Raw genomic sequence first — 13,008 nt, 5'->3', positions numbered from 1 at the left:
GCGCCCGGCGTATCGTAGGAGGGCATCTCATCGACAGATGGGGTGACTTCGCGCGCCTGCATCCGGGTGCGTGCCGCGGCCCTTCGCAGGCTCGGCGCGTCACCGACACACTCCGCGCGGGCGGTCCCGGACCCCGGGTTCCGCGCGAGCGCAGGCGCCAGGGTCGTCATCAACCCGGTGACGACGTCAACTGCACACAAAGGATTGATCACTCATGGCTGTCGTGACCATGAAGCAGCTGCTGGACAGCGGCGCACACTTCGGGCACCAGACCCGCCGGTGGAACCCGAAGATGAAGCGATTCATCTTCACCGACCGCAACGGCATCTACATCATCGACCTCCAGCAGACGCTGACCTACATCGACAAGGCGTACGAGTTCGTCAAGGAGACCGTCGCCCACGGCGGCACCATCCTGTTCGTCGGTACCAAGAAGCAGGCGCAGGAGTCGATCGCCGCCGAGGCTACCCGCGTCGGCATGCCGTATGTCAACCAGCGCTGGCTCGGTGGCATGCTCACCAACTTCCAGACCGTGCACAAGCGCCTGCAGCGTCTCAAGGAACTCGAGACCATGGAGCAGACCGGTGGCTTCGAGGGTCGCACCAAGAAGGAAATCCTGATGCTGACCCGCGAGAAGAACAAGCTCGAGCGGACACTCGGCGGTATCCGGGATATGGCCAAGGTGCCGTCTGCCATTTGGGTGGTGGACACCAACAAGGAGCACATTGCTGTCGGTGAGGCACGCAAGCTCAACATCCCGGTCATCGCGATCCTGGACACCAACTGCGATCCCGACCTCGTCGACTACCCGATCCCGGGCAACGACGACGCCATCCGTAGCGCCGCCCTGCTCACCCGTGTCATCGCCTCCGCGGTGGCCGAGGGCGTGCAGGCACGCGCCGGGCAGTCCACCGACGACTCCAAGCCGGAGGCCGGTGGCGGGGAACCGCTCGCCGAGTGGGAGCAGGAACTGCTGACCCAGGCGGCGTCCGGCACCGAGGTCGCCGCGTCGGCCGGCGCCGCGACCGAGCCGCCCGCCACCAACTGACACTGCTCACCGGTAGCGGGACTCACCCAGCCGACCGGACGCGCGGCGCACACGCCACACAGTGCGAGTGCGCCGCGCATCCGGACCACGTATTCATTTCAAAGGAGGCTCGCCAACGATGGCGAACTACACCGCAGCCGATGTGAAGCGTCTCCGCGAGCTCACCGGCTCTGGCATGTTGGACTGCAAGAAGGCGCTCGAGAACAACGACGGCGACTTCGACAAGGCCGTCGAGGAACTGCGCATCAAGGGCGCGAAGGACGTCGGCAAGCGCGCCGAGCGCTCCACCGCCGAGGGTCTCGTCGCGGCCAAGGACGGCGCGATGATCGAACTCAACTCCGAGACCGACTTCGTCGCGAAGAACGCCGAGTTCCAGGAACTCGCCGACAAGGTGGTCGCGGCCGCAGCAGCCGCGAAGACCAGCGATGTCGACGAGCTCAAGGCCGCACCGCTCGGCGACGGCACCGTCGCCGACGCCGTGGCTGCCCTCTCGGCCAAGATCGGCGAGAAGCTCGAACTGCGCCGCGTCGCCTACTACGACGGTCCGGTGGCGGTCTACCTGCACAAGCGCGCGTCCGACCTGCCGCCGGCGGTGGGTGTGCTGGTGGCCTACACCGGTGAGGGCGACGACGCGGCCGAGGCCGCGCGCAACGCCGCCCAGCAGGTGGCCGCGCTCAAGGCTCGCTTCGCGTCGCGCGACGAGGTCCCCGCGGATGTCGTCGAGAACGAGCGCCGCATCGCCGAGGAGACCGCCAAGGCCGAGGGCAAGCCGGAGAAGGCGCTGCCCAAGATCGTCGAGGGTCGTCTCAACGGGTTCTACAAGGACGCCGTGCTCATCGACCAGCCGTTCGTGAAGGACTCGAAGAAGACCGTCAAGAACATCCTCGACGAGGCCGGAGCCACCGTGAAGGCCTTCACCCGTTTCGAGGTCGGCCAGTCCTGACCAGTGATGTCATGGCCGTCTTCGGCCCATGATCGATGCACGACCCCGCGTCCGCTTCCGGACGCGGGGTCGTGTCATATCCGGGAGGTCCGTAGCGCCAGCGTGAACGCGGCGATCACCACGCCGAGACCTGCCAATACCCACAGCGTGGTCTGGAAGGCGCCGAGGAAACTCTGCGCGGCCACCTGCCGCCCGGCCACACGCAGTTCGGGTGCAGCCTTCTTCGCCAGCGTTGCGGCCAGCCCCGACTGTCCCCGGGTGCCCGGCGCGCATCCCGGCGCGGGTTGCTCGGGATGAGCCGAGGACAGCTGCGCCGAGGCGCACTGCGCGAAGCGGTCGGCGATCGCCCCCTGGAACATCGGCTCCACCGTCGTCTCTGTGAGGGCCGTCGCCAGGTCGGCGCGCGCCGCGGGCACCGCCGTCGCCGACTGCTGCGAGACCTGGGCGAAGAAGAAGATCGTGACCACGGCCAGTCCGATCGACGCGCCGATCTGCTGCACCGTCGGCACACTGCCCGACGCCGATCCGACATTCTCGGGGTTGGTGTCGGACAGGATGGTGGTCTGCAGCGGGGCGATGAACATCCCGGTTCCGACGCCGCCGGCGATCAGTGGTGCCAGTACTGCCGGAATCGACAACGCCGCGGTATCAGGGTGCAGGCTTGCGCCGAGCCACGCCAGGCCCCCGGAGAGCACGAGGATGCCCGCACACAGGGTGCGGGCCGCCCCGAAACGCCGTACCACGATCGGGGACAGTATCGAGCCGCACGCCGCCCCGACGGCGAAGGGCAACGCCAGCAATCCGGTCCGCAACGCGGAGTAGCCGAGGCCGAACTGTGTGGCCACGGACACCGTGAAGAAGAAGCCCGCGAACACGCTGAAAAACAGCAGCGACAACAGCAGTCCCACCGAGAACCGGCGCGACGCGAACAGGTCCATCCGCAGCAGCGGCGCGCCGCCACGGCTCAACAACCGCCGTTCGGCCACGACGAAGGAGATGAGCAGAACCACCGCGCCGCCCATCATCACGAACAGTCGCGGCGGCCAGCCCTGCTCGCGTCCCACCGCCAGCGGATACAGCAACAGAAACAGCCCCGACGTCGACAACGCCACGCCCACCAGATCGAGGCGGGGCGGGTCGATCTCGCGTAATTGCGGCAGGCGCGTCGCGGCCAGCACGCACGCGATCACACCCAGCGGCACGTTGACGAAGAAGATCGACCGCCATCCCCAGCCGAATAGGTCGGACGTGACCAGCAGGCCACCGATCACCGGCCCGAGCATCGCGGCCAGACCGGCGACGGCGCCGTAGACACCGAAAACCATGCCGTGACGCGATTTCGGGAAGAGTGCGGCGATCAACGCGAGTGTCTGCGCCGACATCAACGCCGCGCTCATGCCCTGGGCGGCGCGACATGCGATGAGCTCCACCGGATTCTGCGCGAGCCCACATAGCACCGACGTCACCGTGAACGCCACCATGGCGAAGATGAACACGCGTCGTCGGCCCATCCGGCCGCCGAGTGTGGCGGCGGTCAGCAGCGTGCACGCGAATGCCAGTGTGTAGACACTGAGTACGAAGATCTGCTCGGCGACCGACGCTCCGAGATCGACGGTCAGATCGGGCAGCGCGATGTTGACGATGGTGGTGTCGAGCATCTGCATGAACAGCCCGAGCAGGCACCCGGCCAGAGCAACCCACGCGGCGCGTGACGGTGTCGGCTCGGTGGTGGTCGGATACGACTGTGCGGCATCCGCTTTCGTCATATCAGGACCGATGTCAGGTCATTGCGGGCACGACGGGATGGTAGTTCCCTTGTGTCGCAACGGTGTTCATGATCGATGTGAGTTTCTGAACATAGGTCTGCACCGACTTGTGAGCGATCTCGGTGTCGGGGAACAACAAGGTGATGGAGGTGTGGTCCTTGAAGCGATTGATCCACAGGAACACCTCCTCGCTGCTGCCGCGATTCCCGAACAGACATCCGTTGATGGCGTCGAACATGTCCACCCCGGGGAGTTTCCGGACGTCGATGTAGGAGACCATCGGCACCGACCAGCCTTCGGGCACGTCGATCCCGTCCTCGGGTTCCACGAGTTGCAGGACCCGGTGGAAGGAGACGTGGGTGAGTTCTTTGCCTGCGTTGTAACTCTTGGCTGCCGTCGTGGCCAAGGAGGCGAAGGTGTCGTCGGCGTGGATGTGGATCGGCACCGGAATCAGGTTGGTGAACCAGCCGACCGAATTGAGTTCGTCGCCCGGCGCGCGCGTGCTCTTGGGTGTCATGCCGAGGTAGTCGGATTTTCCGGTGAACTCGGTGGATGCGATCGCGGCGACGGCGAGCACGCTCGCCGTCATGTTCGCTCCGTGCTCACGGCCGGCGGCGTCGAACTTCTGCGCCATGTCCTCGTCGAAGACCGTTGCGGTGTAGAGCGCACTGCGGGTGTATCCCTCGGCTTCCTTGTCGAGGGGCATCGGAAACGTGGGTAGCCGGCCGCCGTTCTCCTGCACGAGCCGGATCCAGGTACGGAAGGTCTCCGACTCGCGCGTCACCTCACGCGACACCGCGCGCTCGTGCTCGCAGAACCGCAGATAACTGCCGACCGGGGGAAGTTGGGTATTCAGGCCGAAGGCCTCGTTCAGATACAGCGTGATGATCTCGGAGCACGTGAGCGCCTGCGAGATTCCGTCGGTATTGAGATGGTCGACGGCACCGTACACGGTGAAGCCGCCTTCCCATTCGATTGCACCGAAAGTGAAGCAGTCCCAGTTGAACGGCCCGGGCGTCTCCTCCTGGACGTGATGCCTGATCGCTTCGGGCGTGTCCATCTCGCCGTGCTGTGTCGGCACCATCGTCAGCAGTTCGGAATCCACGACGTGACGAGCGATCGTGCCGTCGGGTTCGGCCGAGAACCACGACCGGAAGGTGTCGTGTCGCCGGAGGTAGGTGTTGAGCGCTCGGGTCAGTGCGTCGACGTTGAGAACGCCCTCGAAATCGAAGGCTTCCAAGCAAAGTCGCGAGAATCGGAATCCTGCTTCGGTATTGCGCAGGGCAGCCCTGAGGTATTCCTCCTGTTGGTGGGACGGCGGCACGACATCGATCGGTGCTTCTGCTGCAGCGGCGAGACTTTCGCGAGCCATGGTCCACGTGGTCACGCGTCCGGGTCGCGGTGTCCATTCGTCTATCAGGCCGAAATTGACCACCAGGAATACCTCTACTTTGATCGGGTGGAAATGGAGCTGCCCCGACTCCTCCCACTGTCCACGACGGCGGTGTCACACCTAAGCGTTGGTGACCGACGCTAGCGTAACCACGGGTGGGTCGCAATCGGACCCTGATTCACAGCGCGTCGAAATTCATTGCCGGTCACAGAGATTAACGTCGCGTTGCGCATTGAGTGGGTCATTGGTCCAGGTTTGCGAAATCGACCCCAGTGGTGGACAGCGGTGGTGTGGTGCGGCACACTTCGTGCCATCGGGGGCGCCAGAATCCGCTGTTCGCGGGAGCCGAAGTAACGCGGCGGATACCGCAGACGACCACATGGGGGAGCAGTCATTTGAGCAGGGCGTCAAGGCGTGTGGGGACAGGTGTGCATCCCGGAGGTAGGGGATTGGCAGTGCGGCCGGGAGTGCTGGCCCTGGCTGCGGTTGCGTGCGCCGTGGTCGCCGGACTGTTGGTGCCGGCGAGCGCGTATGCCGCTCCGAGCGGGCCGCATATCGTCGACCGCCAGCGCGTGGCGCCGCGGGAGGTCGATTTCGGGGTGTGGTCGCCCGCCATGAAACAGGTGGTGCCGGTGAAGATGATCCCGGCCGCCGGCGGTGGCCCTGCGCCCACCCTGTATCTGCTCAACGGTGCGGCCGGCGGCGACGGCGGCAGCAGCTGGTTCGATCAGACCGACATCATCTCCTTCTTCGCGAACGAGAATGTGAACGTGGTGGTCCCCATGGGAGGCGCGGCGAGCTATTTCACCGATTGGCGCCGGCCCGACCCGAAGCTCGGCGTGCAGAAATGGGCCACCTTTCTCGCCGACGAACTGCCGACCTTGATCGACAAGAATTTCAACGGGACCGGCCGCAACGCCGTCGCGGGCATCTCGATGGCTGGGACGTCCGTGTTCCAGCTGTCGTTGCACGCACCGAAGCGCTATCAGGCGATCGGGTCGTTCAGTGGCTGCGCACAGACCAGCGACCCCGCCGGGCAGACCGTGGTCAAGCTTGTGGTGGAGGGCCGTGGCGGCGGGAACACCCTGAACATGTGGGGGCCATCGACAGATCCGGCCTGGGCGGCCAACGACCCGTACCTGCATGTCGACGAGTTCCGCGGAAAGTCCATCTACGTGTCCAACGGATCGGGCGCCCCCGGCAAGTACGACACCCTCGACGGCCCGGGAATCAACGGCAACGGCAGCAAACTGTTCGATCAGCTGGCAGTGGGTGCCGTGATCGAAACCGCGACCAACCAGTGTTCACACAATCTGCAGCAGCGGATGGCCGAACGCGGGGTACCGGCGACCTTCCACTTCTACGAGGGTGGCACCCACGCCTGGCCGTACTGGCAGGACGAGTTGCACCGGGCGTGGCCACAGTTCCGCGAGGCGCTGGCGTCGTGACGATCGCGTCCATGGAGGGTGCGGCCACCTGGCTCGAGACCAACACGTGGCACCGGCCCGACTGGTCGGTGACCGAACTGATCGAGGCCAAGGGTTCCCGGACGGTGTCGGTGGTACTGCCCGCGCTCGACGAGGAGGCGACCGTCGGCGCGGTGGTGGCGAGCGTGATGCCCCTGCTGAACACCCTCGTCGACGAGATCGTGGTGATCGACTCCGGGTCGACCGATGCGACCGCGGCACGGGCGGCGGCGGCAGGCGCGCGGGTCGAGTCGCGTGAATCTGCGTTGCCGGGCGTGCCGGTCGTCCCCGGTAAGGGTGAGGTGTTGTGGCGCTCGCTCGCGGCGACTTCCGGCGACATCGTGGTCTTCATGGACAGCGACGTGATCGACCCCGATCCGCGCTACGTCCCCGCCCTGCTGGGGCCGTTGCTGATGAACCCGGAACTGCACCTGGTCAAGGGCTACTACCGTCGGCCGTTGATCAACGCCGACGGAGTCGATGCCGCCGGTGGCGGACGGGTCACCGAACTGACCGTCCGTCCGCTGCTGGCCGCGCTGCGACCGGAGTTGAGTGGTGTCATCCAACCACTGGCCGGTGAGTACGCCGGAACCCGGGAACTGTTCACGTCCATCCCGTTCGCAGCCGGTTACGGCGTCGAGATCGGTGTGCTTCTCGACACCGCCGATCGGTACGGCATCGACGCGATCGGGCAGGTCGACCTCGGCTCCCGGGTTCACCGCAACCGTCCGCTGCACGAACTCGGTCCGATGTCACGGCAGATCGTCGCCACACTGTTCGGCCGCCTCGGGATCGACGACCGTGGTGCTCCGCTGACGGCGTTCGTTCTCGGCGATGGCGGCCCCGCGCTGCGGCGTGCCTATCCGGTGCTCGACGACCGGCCGCCGCTACGGACGCTGCTCGCGGGCGCGGTGGCCGGACATCCCCGCTGAATCGCCGGCCGGCCGGTACCGCGCCCGCGCCCCGCGCTCGCCGGCTCGGTCCGCACGCCCCACCACCGGGTGGCGCCGCCACGCGCGGACCATAGGATGGGGTGGCGGACCGAGCAGTGAGGATGCTGATGAGCCAAACCCCCGACAGCCACGAGAGCGAGCGATCCGGTTATCACCGGGTACTCCTGAAGCTCGGCGGTGAGATGTTCGGAGGTGGACAGGTGGGGCTGGATCCCGACGTACTGGGGACGGTGGCCGACCAGATCGCCGACGTGGTGAACTCCGGGGTGCAGATCGCGGTGGTGATCGGCGGCGGCAACTTCTTCCGCGGTGCGGAATTGCAGCAGCGTGGACTCGACCGAGCGCGTTCGGACTATATGGGCATGCTCGGAACCGTCATGAACTGTCTTGCGCTGCAAGACTTCCTGGAGAAGCGCGGGATCACCACCCGGGTCCAAACCGCGATCGCGATGGGGCAGGTGGCCGAACCATACCTCCCGCTTCGAGCGGTACGGCACCTCGAGAAGGGCCGTGTGGTGATCTTCGGGGCGGGCATGGGAATGCCGTACTTCTCCACCGACACCACCGCCGCGCAGCGGGCGCTGGAGATCAAGGCCGAGGTGGTGTTGATGGCCAAGGCGGTCGACGGCGTCTACAGCGCCGACCCCCGCACCGACCCGAATGCCACCCTCTACCGCGAGATCACCCACCGCGAAGCGCTCGACAAGGAACTCAAGGTGGCCGACGCGACGGCGTTCAGCCTCTGTATGGACAACAAAATGCCCATGTTGGTGTTCAATCTCCTGGAGGAGGGCAACATCGCGCGCGCGGTCGCGGGCGAGCGGATCGGCACTCTGGTGCGCACATGATCGCGGCCGACCACATGACCTACTCCGCCCACGACACGACCCAGAATCAGGACGAAGGATGATTGACGACGCACTGCTCGACGCCGAGGAGAAGATGGAAAGGGCGGTGAGCGTGGCCAAGGACGACATGGGTTCGATCCGCACCGGCCGAGCCAACCCGTCGATGTTCAACAAGATCCACATCGAGTACTACGGCGCGATCACCCCCATCACGCAGGTGGCCTCGATCACGACGCCGGAGGCCAGGCTCGTCGTGATCAAACCGTACGAGCCGTCGAATCTGCGCGACATCGAAACCGCGATCCGCAATTCCGACCTCGGGGTCAACCCCACGAACGACGGCAACCTCATCCGCGTGGCGATCCCGCAGCTCACCGAGGACCGTCGCAAGGAACTCGTCAAGCAGGCCAAGGCGAAGGGCGAGGATGCCAAGGTCGCCATCCGCAACGTCCGGCGCAAGGCCGTCGACGAACTCAAGCGCATCCAGAAGGACGGCGAGGCCGGCGAAGACGAGGTGGTTCGCGCCGAGAAGGAGATCGACAAGACCACCGCTGATTACGTGCATCAGGTCGACGAACTCGTGAAGCACAAGGAAAACGAACTGCTGGAGGTGTGAGCACCGAGCAGCCCGACCGTCAGGACATCTCCGACACCATGGCCACCGATTCGCCGCCCAATCCGACTCCTTCGGGAGGCTCGGACGGCGAGCCGGTGACCGGGACGGGCGGCGACGCGTCGGCTCCGGTGCAGAAGAAGCCGGCACCGGCGAAGAAGTCGCGGGCCGGCCGCGACCTGCCCGCCGCGATCGGTGTCGGCGTCGCCCTGGGCGTGTCGATCATCCTCATCCTGCTGTTTGCGCCCAAGGTCTGGTACGGCGTGGTGTCGGTCGCCTTCGCCATTGCCACCTGGGAGGTCGCCAAGCGGCTGCGCTCGGGCGGTTACGACGTCGCGCTGTGGCCACTGCTGGTCGGCGGGCAGGCGATCATCTGGTCGGGCTGGCCGTGGGGGACCACCGGGATCCTCGTCGCCTTCGTGTCCACCGTCCTCGTGTGCATGGTGTGGATGCTGCTCGCGCAGGGCATCGCGCACGCGCCGCAGAACTACTTGCGCAATCTGTCGGTGACGGTGTTCGTGCTCGCCTGGCTGCCGTTGCTGGCGTCCTTCGGTGCGCTGCTGGTCATCGCCGATCACGGTGCGGCGCGTGTGGCCACCCTCATGATCGTCGTGGTGTGCTCCGACGTCGGCGGCTACGCGGCGGGAGTCCTCTTCGGCAAGCATCCGATGGCACCGGCGATCAGCCCCAAGAAGTCGTGGGAGGGACTCGGTGGGTCGCTGGTCGTCGGCACCGTCGGCGCGGTCTGCTCGGTGGTGTTCCTCATCGACAGCGTCTGGTGGATCGGACTGGTGCTCGGGCCGGTCCTCGTCATCTGCGCCACCCTGGGCGATCTGGTGGAATCGCAGGTCAAACGCGATCTCGGGATCAAGGACATGGGCACCCTGCTACCCGGGCACGGCGGCATCATGGACAGGCTCGACTCGCTGCTGCCGTCGGCCTTCATCGTCTGGGCGGTACTGACCGCGCTGCTGTGATCGCCCTCCCGACGGGTGCGGGAATGCGCATTCACCCGCGTCACTCGGGTGGCGTGCCTGCGTTCGCCCTTTTCAGCGCGCGGCTGAGCTGAAGGGTTCGGGCGCCGCCCGCGATCGCCACGATCAGGGCGCCGGCGATGGCCGCGATCAGCACGCTCACACCCACCGGGAGATTGACCTCCCAGAAGAACAGCTCGATCTTCTGTGACTTCAGGTTCTGCAGGATGAACACCAGCAGCAGGATCAGGATCACCGCGCCGATGACCATTCCGGCGAAGGTCGCCCGCGTCCGCGTGTGTTTCACCTTGTCGACGGTGGCGCGCAACTCTGCGCGCTCGGCGAGCAACGCCTGATGCTGTGCGGGGTCGATCGCCGGCTCGTCGGCCGGCATGTCGGGGCGCTCATCGGGATTGGTCATACACACATCATGACATGCGACAATGGGCCAATGACCTCATTGCCGCTTGTGTTCGACGCGCCACGCAGAGGACTTCCGCCGACACATTTCGCCGACCTCGATCAGGCCGGCCGCGTGGCGGCGCTGGCCGAACTCGGTCTGCCGAGATTCCGCGCCGACCAGCTCGCCCGTCAGTACTACGGTCGGCTCACCGGTGACGTCGAGGAGATGACCGACCTGCCCGCGTCGGCCCGCGACGTGGTCGGCGACGCACTGTTCCCGACGCTGCTCACACCGATCCGGCACATCTCCTGCGACGACGGCAGCACCCGGAAAACGCTGTGGGGGTTGCACGACGGCACGCTGCTCGAGAGCGTGCTCATGCGCTATCCCGACCGCAACACATTGTGCATCTCCAGCCAGGCGGGCTGCGGCATGGCTTGCCCGTTCTGCGCCACCGGACAGGGCGGCCTCGACCGCAACCTGTCGACGGCCGAGATCGTCGACCAGGTGCGTGCCGCCGCCCGCGCCCTGCGCGACGGCGAGTTCGGTGAGCCCGGACGGCTGTCGAACGTGGTGTTCATGGGCATGGGCGAACCGCTCGCCAACTACAAGCGGGTGGTGTCGGCGGTGCGCCAGATCACCTCACCCGCCCCGCAGGGACTGGGGATCTCGGCGCGATCGGTGACGGTGTCCACCGTGGGTCTGGCCCCGGCCATCCGCCGCCTCGCCGACGAGGCTCTCGCGGTGACGCTGGCGGTCTCGCTGCACACCCCCGACGACGAACTGCGCGACACCCTGGTGCCGGTGAACAACCGATGGTCGGTGTCGGAGGTACTCGAGGCCGCGCGCTATTACGCCGAGACCAGTGGTCGCCGGGTGTCGATCGAGTACGCGCTCATCCGCGACGTGAACGACCAGCCGTGGCGGGCCGACATGCTCGGCGACAAACTTCACCGTGCCCTCGGGTCGCTGGTCCACGTCAACCTGATCCCGCTCAACCCGACCCCGGGTTCGCAGTGGGACGCCAGTCCCAAGGATGTGGAGCGCGAATTCGTGCGGCGGGTGCGCGCGCAGGGGGTGTCGTGCACCGTGCGTGACACACGGGGGCAGGAGATCGCCGCCGCGTGCGGTCAGCTCGCCGCGGAGGAGACCGGCGTCTAGCCGGTCAGCTCCACTTCTTCTTCTGGAACATCTTGTAGAGCAGCACTAGCGCGAGAACCAGGGCGATCGCGATCAGGTAGATGTCCTCGACGTGGCCCACCTGGTTGCCGATCAGCATGAACAGCAGTGCCGCCACACAGAACCACCCGGCGATGATCGCCGGTGTCCGCGGAATGCCGAACCATCCGAAGCGCGCCGACGGCGCGTCGGCGGGTTCGCGCCGCCACCCGGTGTCGATCTCCCCCGAGTGAGTATCGCTGCTGTGCTCGACCTCGGTGCTTGCCACGGTGGCTCCTCACTGCGCGGGCGTCAGAAGAGTCTGACGATCGGTAGTAGTTCAGGACGAGCATAGCGGCACCCGAACTCCGCTGTCGCACGGCACGCGCCAAGCCGTACGGCGCCGATGCCGCCAAGCCGTATGACGCCGATGCCGCCAAGCCGTATGACGCCAATGCTGACAGAATGCCGCCATGCTCTCTTCCACGCGTTCTCTCGCCGACTACCGAGCCGAGGACTATCCCCGCGACATGGTCGGGTACGGCGCGAATCCCCCCCACCCGCACTGGCCCGGCGACGCCCGGATCGCGGTGCAGTTCGTCCTCAACTACGAGGAGGGTTCGGAGAACAACGTCCTCGAAAACGACCGGGGCAGTGAGACCTTCCTCTCGGAGATGGTCGGTGCGCAATCATTTCCCAACCGCCACATGAGCATGGAGTCGCTCTACGAGTACGGGTCACGCGCCGGGGTGTGGCGCATCCTGCGAGCCTTCGAACGGCGCGGTCTGCCGCTGACCGTCTTCGCCGTGGCACAGGCGATGGCCCGCAACCCGGAGGCGGCCGCGGCGTTCGTCGAGCGGGGCGACGAGATCGCGTGCCACGGCTACCGGTGGTTGAGCTATCAGATGGTCGACGAACACGTGGAACGCGAGCACATGCGCGCCGCCGTCGAGTTGCTCACCGAGATCACCGGCAGCCGTCCGCTGGGCTGGTACACCGGCCGCGACTCACCGCGCACGCGCGACCTGGTGGTCGAGTACGGCGGTTTCGTCTACGACTCCGATAGTTACGCCGACGACCTTCCGTACTGGGTTCGGGTGCCGCGAACGGTCGGCGCGGTCACCGAGCAGGTCGATCATCTCGTCGTGCCCTACACCCTGGACACCAACGACATGCGTTTCGCCTCGCCCGGCGGGTTCCCGTCGGGCGAGCAGTTCTTCGCCCACCTGCGCGACGCGTTCGACGTTCTCTACCGCGAGGGTGCCGAAGGAGCGCCCAAAATGCTCTCGGTGGGACTGCACTGCCGGCTGGCCGGCAGGCCGGCGCGGTTGGCGAGTCTCGAACGCTTCCTCGACCACATCGGCGGTCACGACGGTGTCTGGATCGCCCGGCGTATCGACATCGCCGAGCACTGGCGCTCGGTGCATCCACCAGCCTGAGTCA

The 13,008-nt window shown here is 66.4% G+C and carries 13 protein-coding genes; 9 read left to right on the top strand and 4 right to left on the bottom strand.

What is annotated here, in order from left to right:
* Positions 1–214: 214 nt before the first annotated feature.
* Together rpsB and tsf are read left to right on the top strand one after the other, a co-directional pair.
* Complete coding sequence (gene rpsB, locus ACWDTD_RS12730; RefSeq protein WP_449747466.1) at positions 215–1,048, top strand: 30S ribosomal protein S2; 834 nt, start codon at positions 215–217, stop codon at positions 1,046–1,048.
* 118 nt (positions 1,049–1,166) lie between these two features.
* Positions 1,167–1,991, top strand: a complete 825-nt coding sequence (gene tsf, locus ACWDTD_RS12725) for a translation elongation factor Ts (RefSeq protein ID WP_449747465.1) — start codon at positions 1,167–1,169, stop codon at positions 1,989–1,991.
* Positions 1,992–2,065: 74 nt separating this feature from the next.
* Here tsf and ACWDTD_RS12720 read toward each other — a convergent pair whose 3' ends face one another.
* Positions 2,066–3,757, bottom strand: a complete 1,692-nt coding sequence (locus tag ACWDTD_RS12720; protein WP_449747464.1) for an MFS transporter — start codon at positions 3,755–3,757, stop codon at positions 2,066–2,068.
* A 13-nt stretch (positions 3,758–3,770) separates the two neighbouring features.
* Positions 3,771–5,192 (bottom strand): condensation domain-containing protein, encoded by a 1,422-nt coding sequence (locus tag ACWDTD_RS12715; protein WP_449747463.1) that lies wholly within the window; start codon positions 5,190–5,192, stop codon positions 3,771–3,773.
* A gap of 407 nt (positions 5,193–5,599) precedes the next feature.
* On the opposite strand from ACWDTD_RS12715, the gene ACWDTD_RS12710 reads away from it, so the two are divergent.
* The 5 genes from ACWDTD_RS12710 (at position 5,600) to ACWDTD_RS12690 (ending at position 10,007) form a co-directional block, all read left to right on the top strand.
* The gene (locus tag ACWDTD_RS12710) at positions 5,600–6,598 is read left to right on the top strand and encodes an alpha/beta hydrolase (RefSeq protein ID WP_449747462.1); all 999 of its coding nucleotides are present in this window, start codon (positions 5,600–5,602) and stop codon (positions 6,596–6,598) included.
* Between the two features lie 11 nt (positions 6,599–6,609).
* Complete coding sequence (locus ACWDTD_RS12705; protein ID WP_449747565.1) at positions 6,610–7,548, top strand: glucosyl-3-phosphoglycerate synthase; 939 nt, start codon at positions 6,610–6,612, stop codon at positions 7,546–7,548.
* A gap of 128 nt (positions 7,549–7,676) precedes the next feature.
* Complete coding sequence (gene pyrH / locus ACWDTD_RS12700) at positions 7,677–8,417, top strand: UMP kinase (RefSeq protein ID WP_449747461.1); 741 nt, start codon at positions 7,677–7,679, stop codon at positions 8,415–8,417.
* Positions 8,418–8,475: 58 nt separating this feature from the next.
* Positions 8,476–9,033 (top strand): ribosome recycling factor, encoded by a 558-nt coding sequence (gene frr / locus ACWDTD_RS12695; protein WP_449747460.1) that lies wholly within the window; start codon positions 8,476–8,478, stop codon positions 9,031–9,033.
* Between the two features lie 38 nt (positions 9,034–9,071).
* The gene (locus ACWDTD_RS12690; protein ID WP_449747564.1) at positions 9,072–10,007 is read left to right on the top strand and encodes a phosphatidate cytidylyltransferase; all 936 of its coding nucleotides are present in this window, start codon (positions 9,072–9,074) and stop codon (positions 10,005–10,007) included.
* Positions 10,008–10,047: 40 nt separating this feature from the next.
* Here the strand turns inward: ACWDTD_RS12690 and ACWDTD_RS12685 are convergent, their stop codons facing one another.
* Positions 10,048–10,425 carry a lipopolysaccharide assembly protein LapA domain-containing protein gene (locus ACWDTD_RS12685; RefSeq protein ID WP_449747459.1) on the bottom strand — a complete coding sequence of 126 codons (378 nt, stop codon included), beginning with the start codon at positions 10,423–10,425 and terminating at the stop codon, positions 10,048–10,050.
* 30 nt (positions 10,426–10,455) lie between these two features.
* Here ACWDTD_RS12685 and rlmN point away from each other — a divergent pair, with 30 nt between their 5' ends.
* Entirely contained in the window at positions 10,456–11,568 is a 1,113-nt protein-coding gene (gene rlmN / locus ACWDTD_RS12680; protein ID WP_449747458.1) for a 23S rRNA (adenine(2503)-C(2))-methyltransferase RlmN, read from the top strand.
* 4 nt (positions 11,569–11,572) lie between these two features.
* Here rlmN and ACWDTD_RS12675 read toward each other — a convergent pair whose 3' ends face one another.
* A complete protein-coding gene (locus ACWDTD_RS12675) occupies positions 11,573–11,854 on the bottom strand; it encodes a DUF2631 domain-containing protein (protein ID WP_449747457.1) in 282 nt (93 codons plus the stop codon).
* A 184-nt stretch (positions 11,855–12,038) separates the two neighbouring features.
* Here ACWDTD_RS12675 and puuE point away from each other — a divergent pair, with 184 nt between their 5' ends.
* On the top strand, positions 12,039–13,004 hold the full coding sequence (puuE, locus tag ACWDTD_RS12670) for an allantoinase PuuE (RefSeq protein WP_449747456.1): 966 nt from the start codon (positions 12,039–12,041) through the stop codon (positions 13,002–13,004).
* The last annotated feature ends 4 nt before the right edge of the window (positions 13,005–13,008 follow it).

The organism is Gordonia sp. NPDC003425 (assembly GCF_053588635.1).
This window is presented reverse-complemented; position numbering and strand designations above follow the sequence as displayed.

Bases quoted from the DNA above. Each gene is read 5' to 3' on its own strand.
- ACWDTD_RS12720 (WP_449747464.1), bottom strand. From the start codon at position 3,757: ATGACGAAAGCGGATGCCGCACAGTCGTATCCGACCACCACCGAGCCG.
- rlmN (WP_449747458.1), top strand. From the start codon at position 10,456: ATGACCTCATTGCCGCTTGTGTTCGACGCGCCACGCAGAGGACTTCCG.
- ACWDTD_RS12685 (WP_449747459.1), bottom strand. From the start codon at position 10,425: ATGACCAATCCCGATGAGCGCCCCGACATGCCGGCCGACGAGCCGGCG.
- ACWDTD_RS12705 (WP_449747565.1), top strand. From the start codon at position 6,610: ATGGAGGGTGCGGCCACCTGGCTCGAGACCAACACGTGGCACCGGCCC.
- puuE (WP_449747456.1), top strand. From the start codon at position 12,039: ATGCTCTCTTCCACGCGTTCTCTCGCCGACTACCGAGCCGAGGACTAT.
- ACWDTD_RS12690 (WP_449747564.1), top strand. From the start codon at position 9,072: ATGGCCACCGATTCGCCGCCCAATCCGACTCCTTCGGGAGGCTCGGAC.
- frr (WP_449747460.1), top strand. From the start codon at position 8,476: ATGATTGACGACGCACTGCTCGACGCCGAGGAGAAGATGGAAAGGGCG.
- rpsB (WP_449747466.1), top strand. From the start codon at position 215: ATGGCTGTCGTGACCATGAAGCAGCTGCTGGACAGCGGCGCACACTTC.
- tsf (WP_449747465.1), top strand. From the start codon at position 1,167: ATGGCGAACTACACCGCAGCCGATGTGAAGCGTCTCCGCGAGCTCACC.
- pyrH (WP_449747461.1), top strand. From the start codon at position 7,677: ATGAGCCAAACCCCCGACAGCCACGAGAGCGAGCGATCCGGTTATCAC.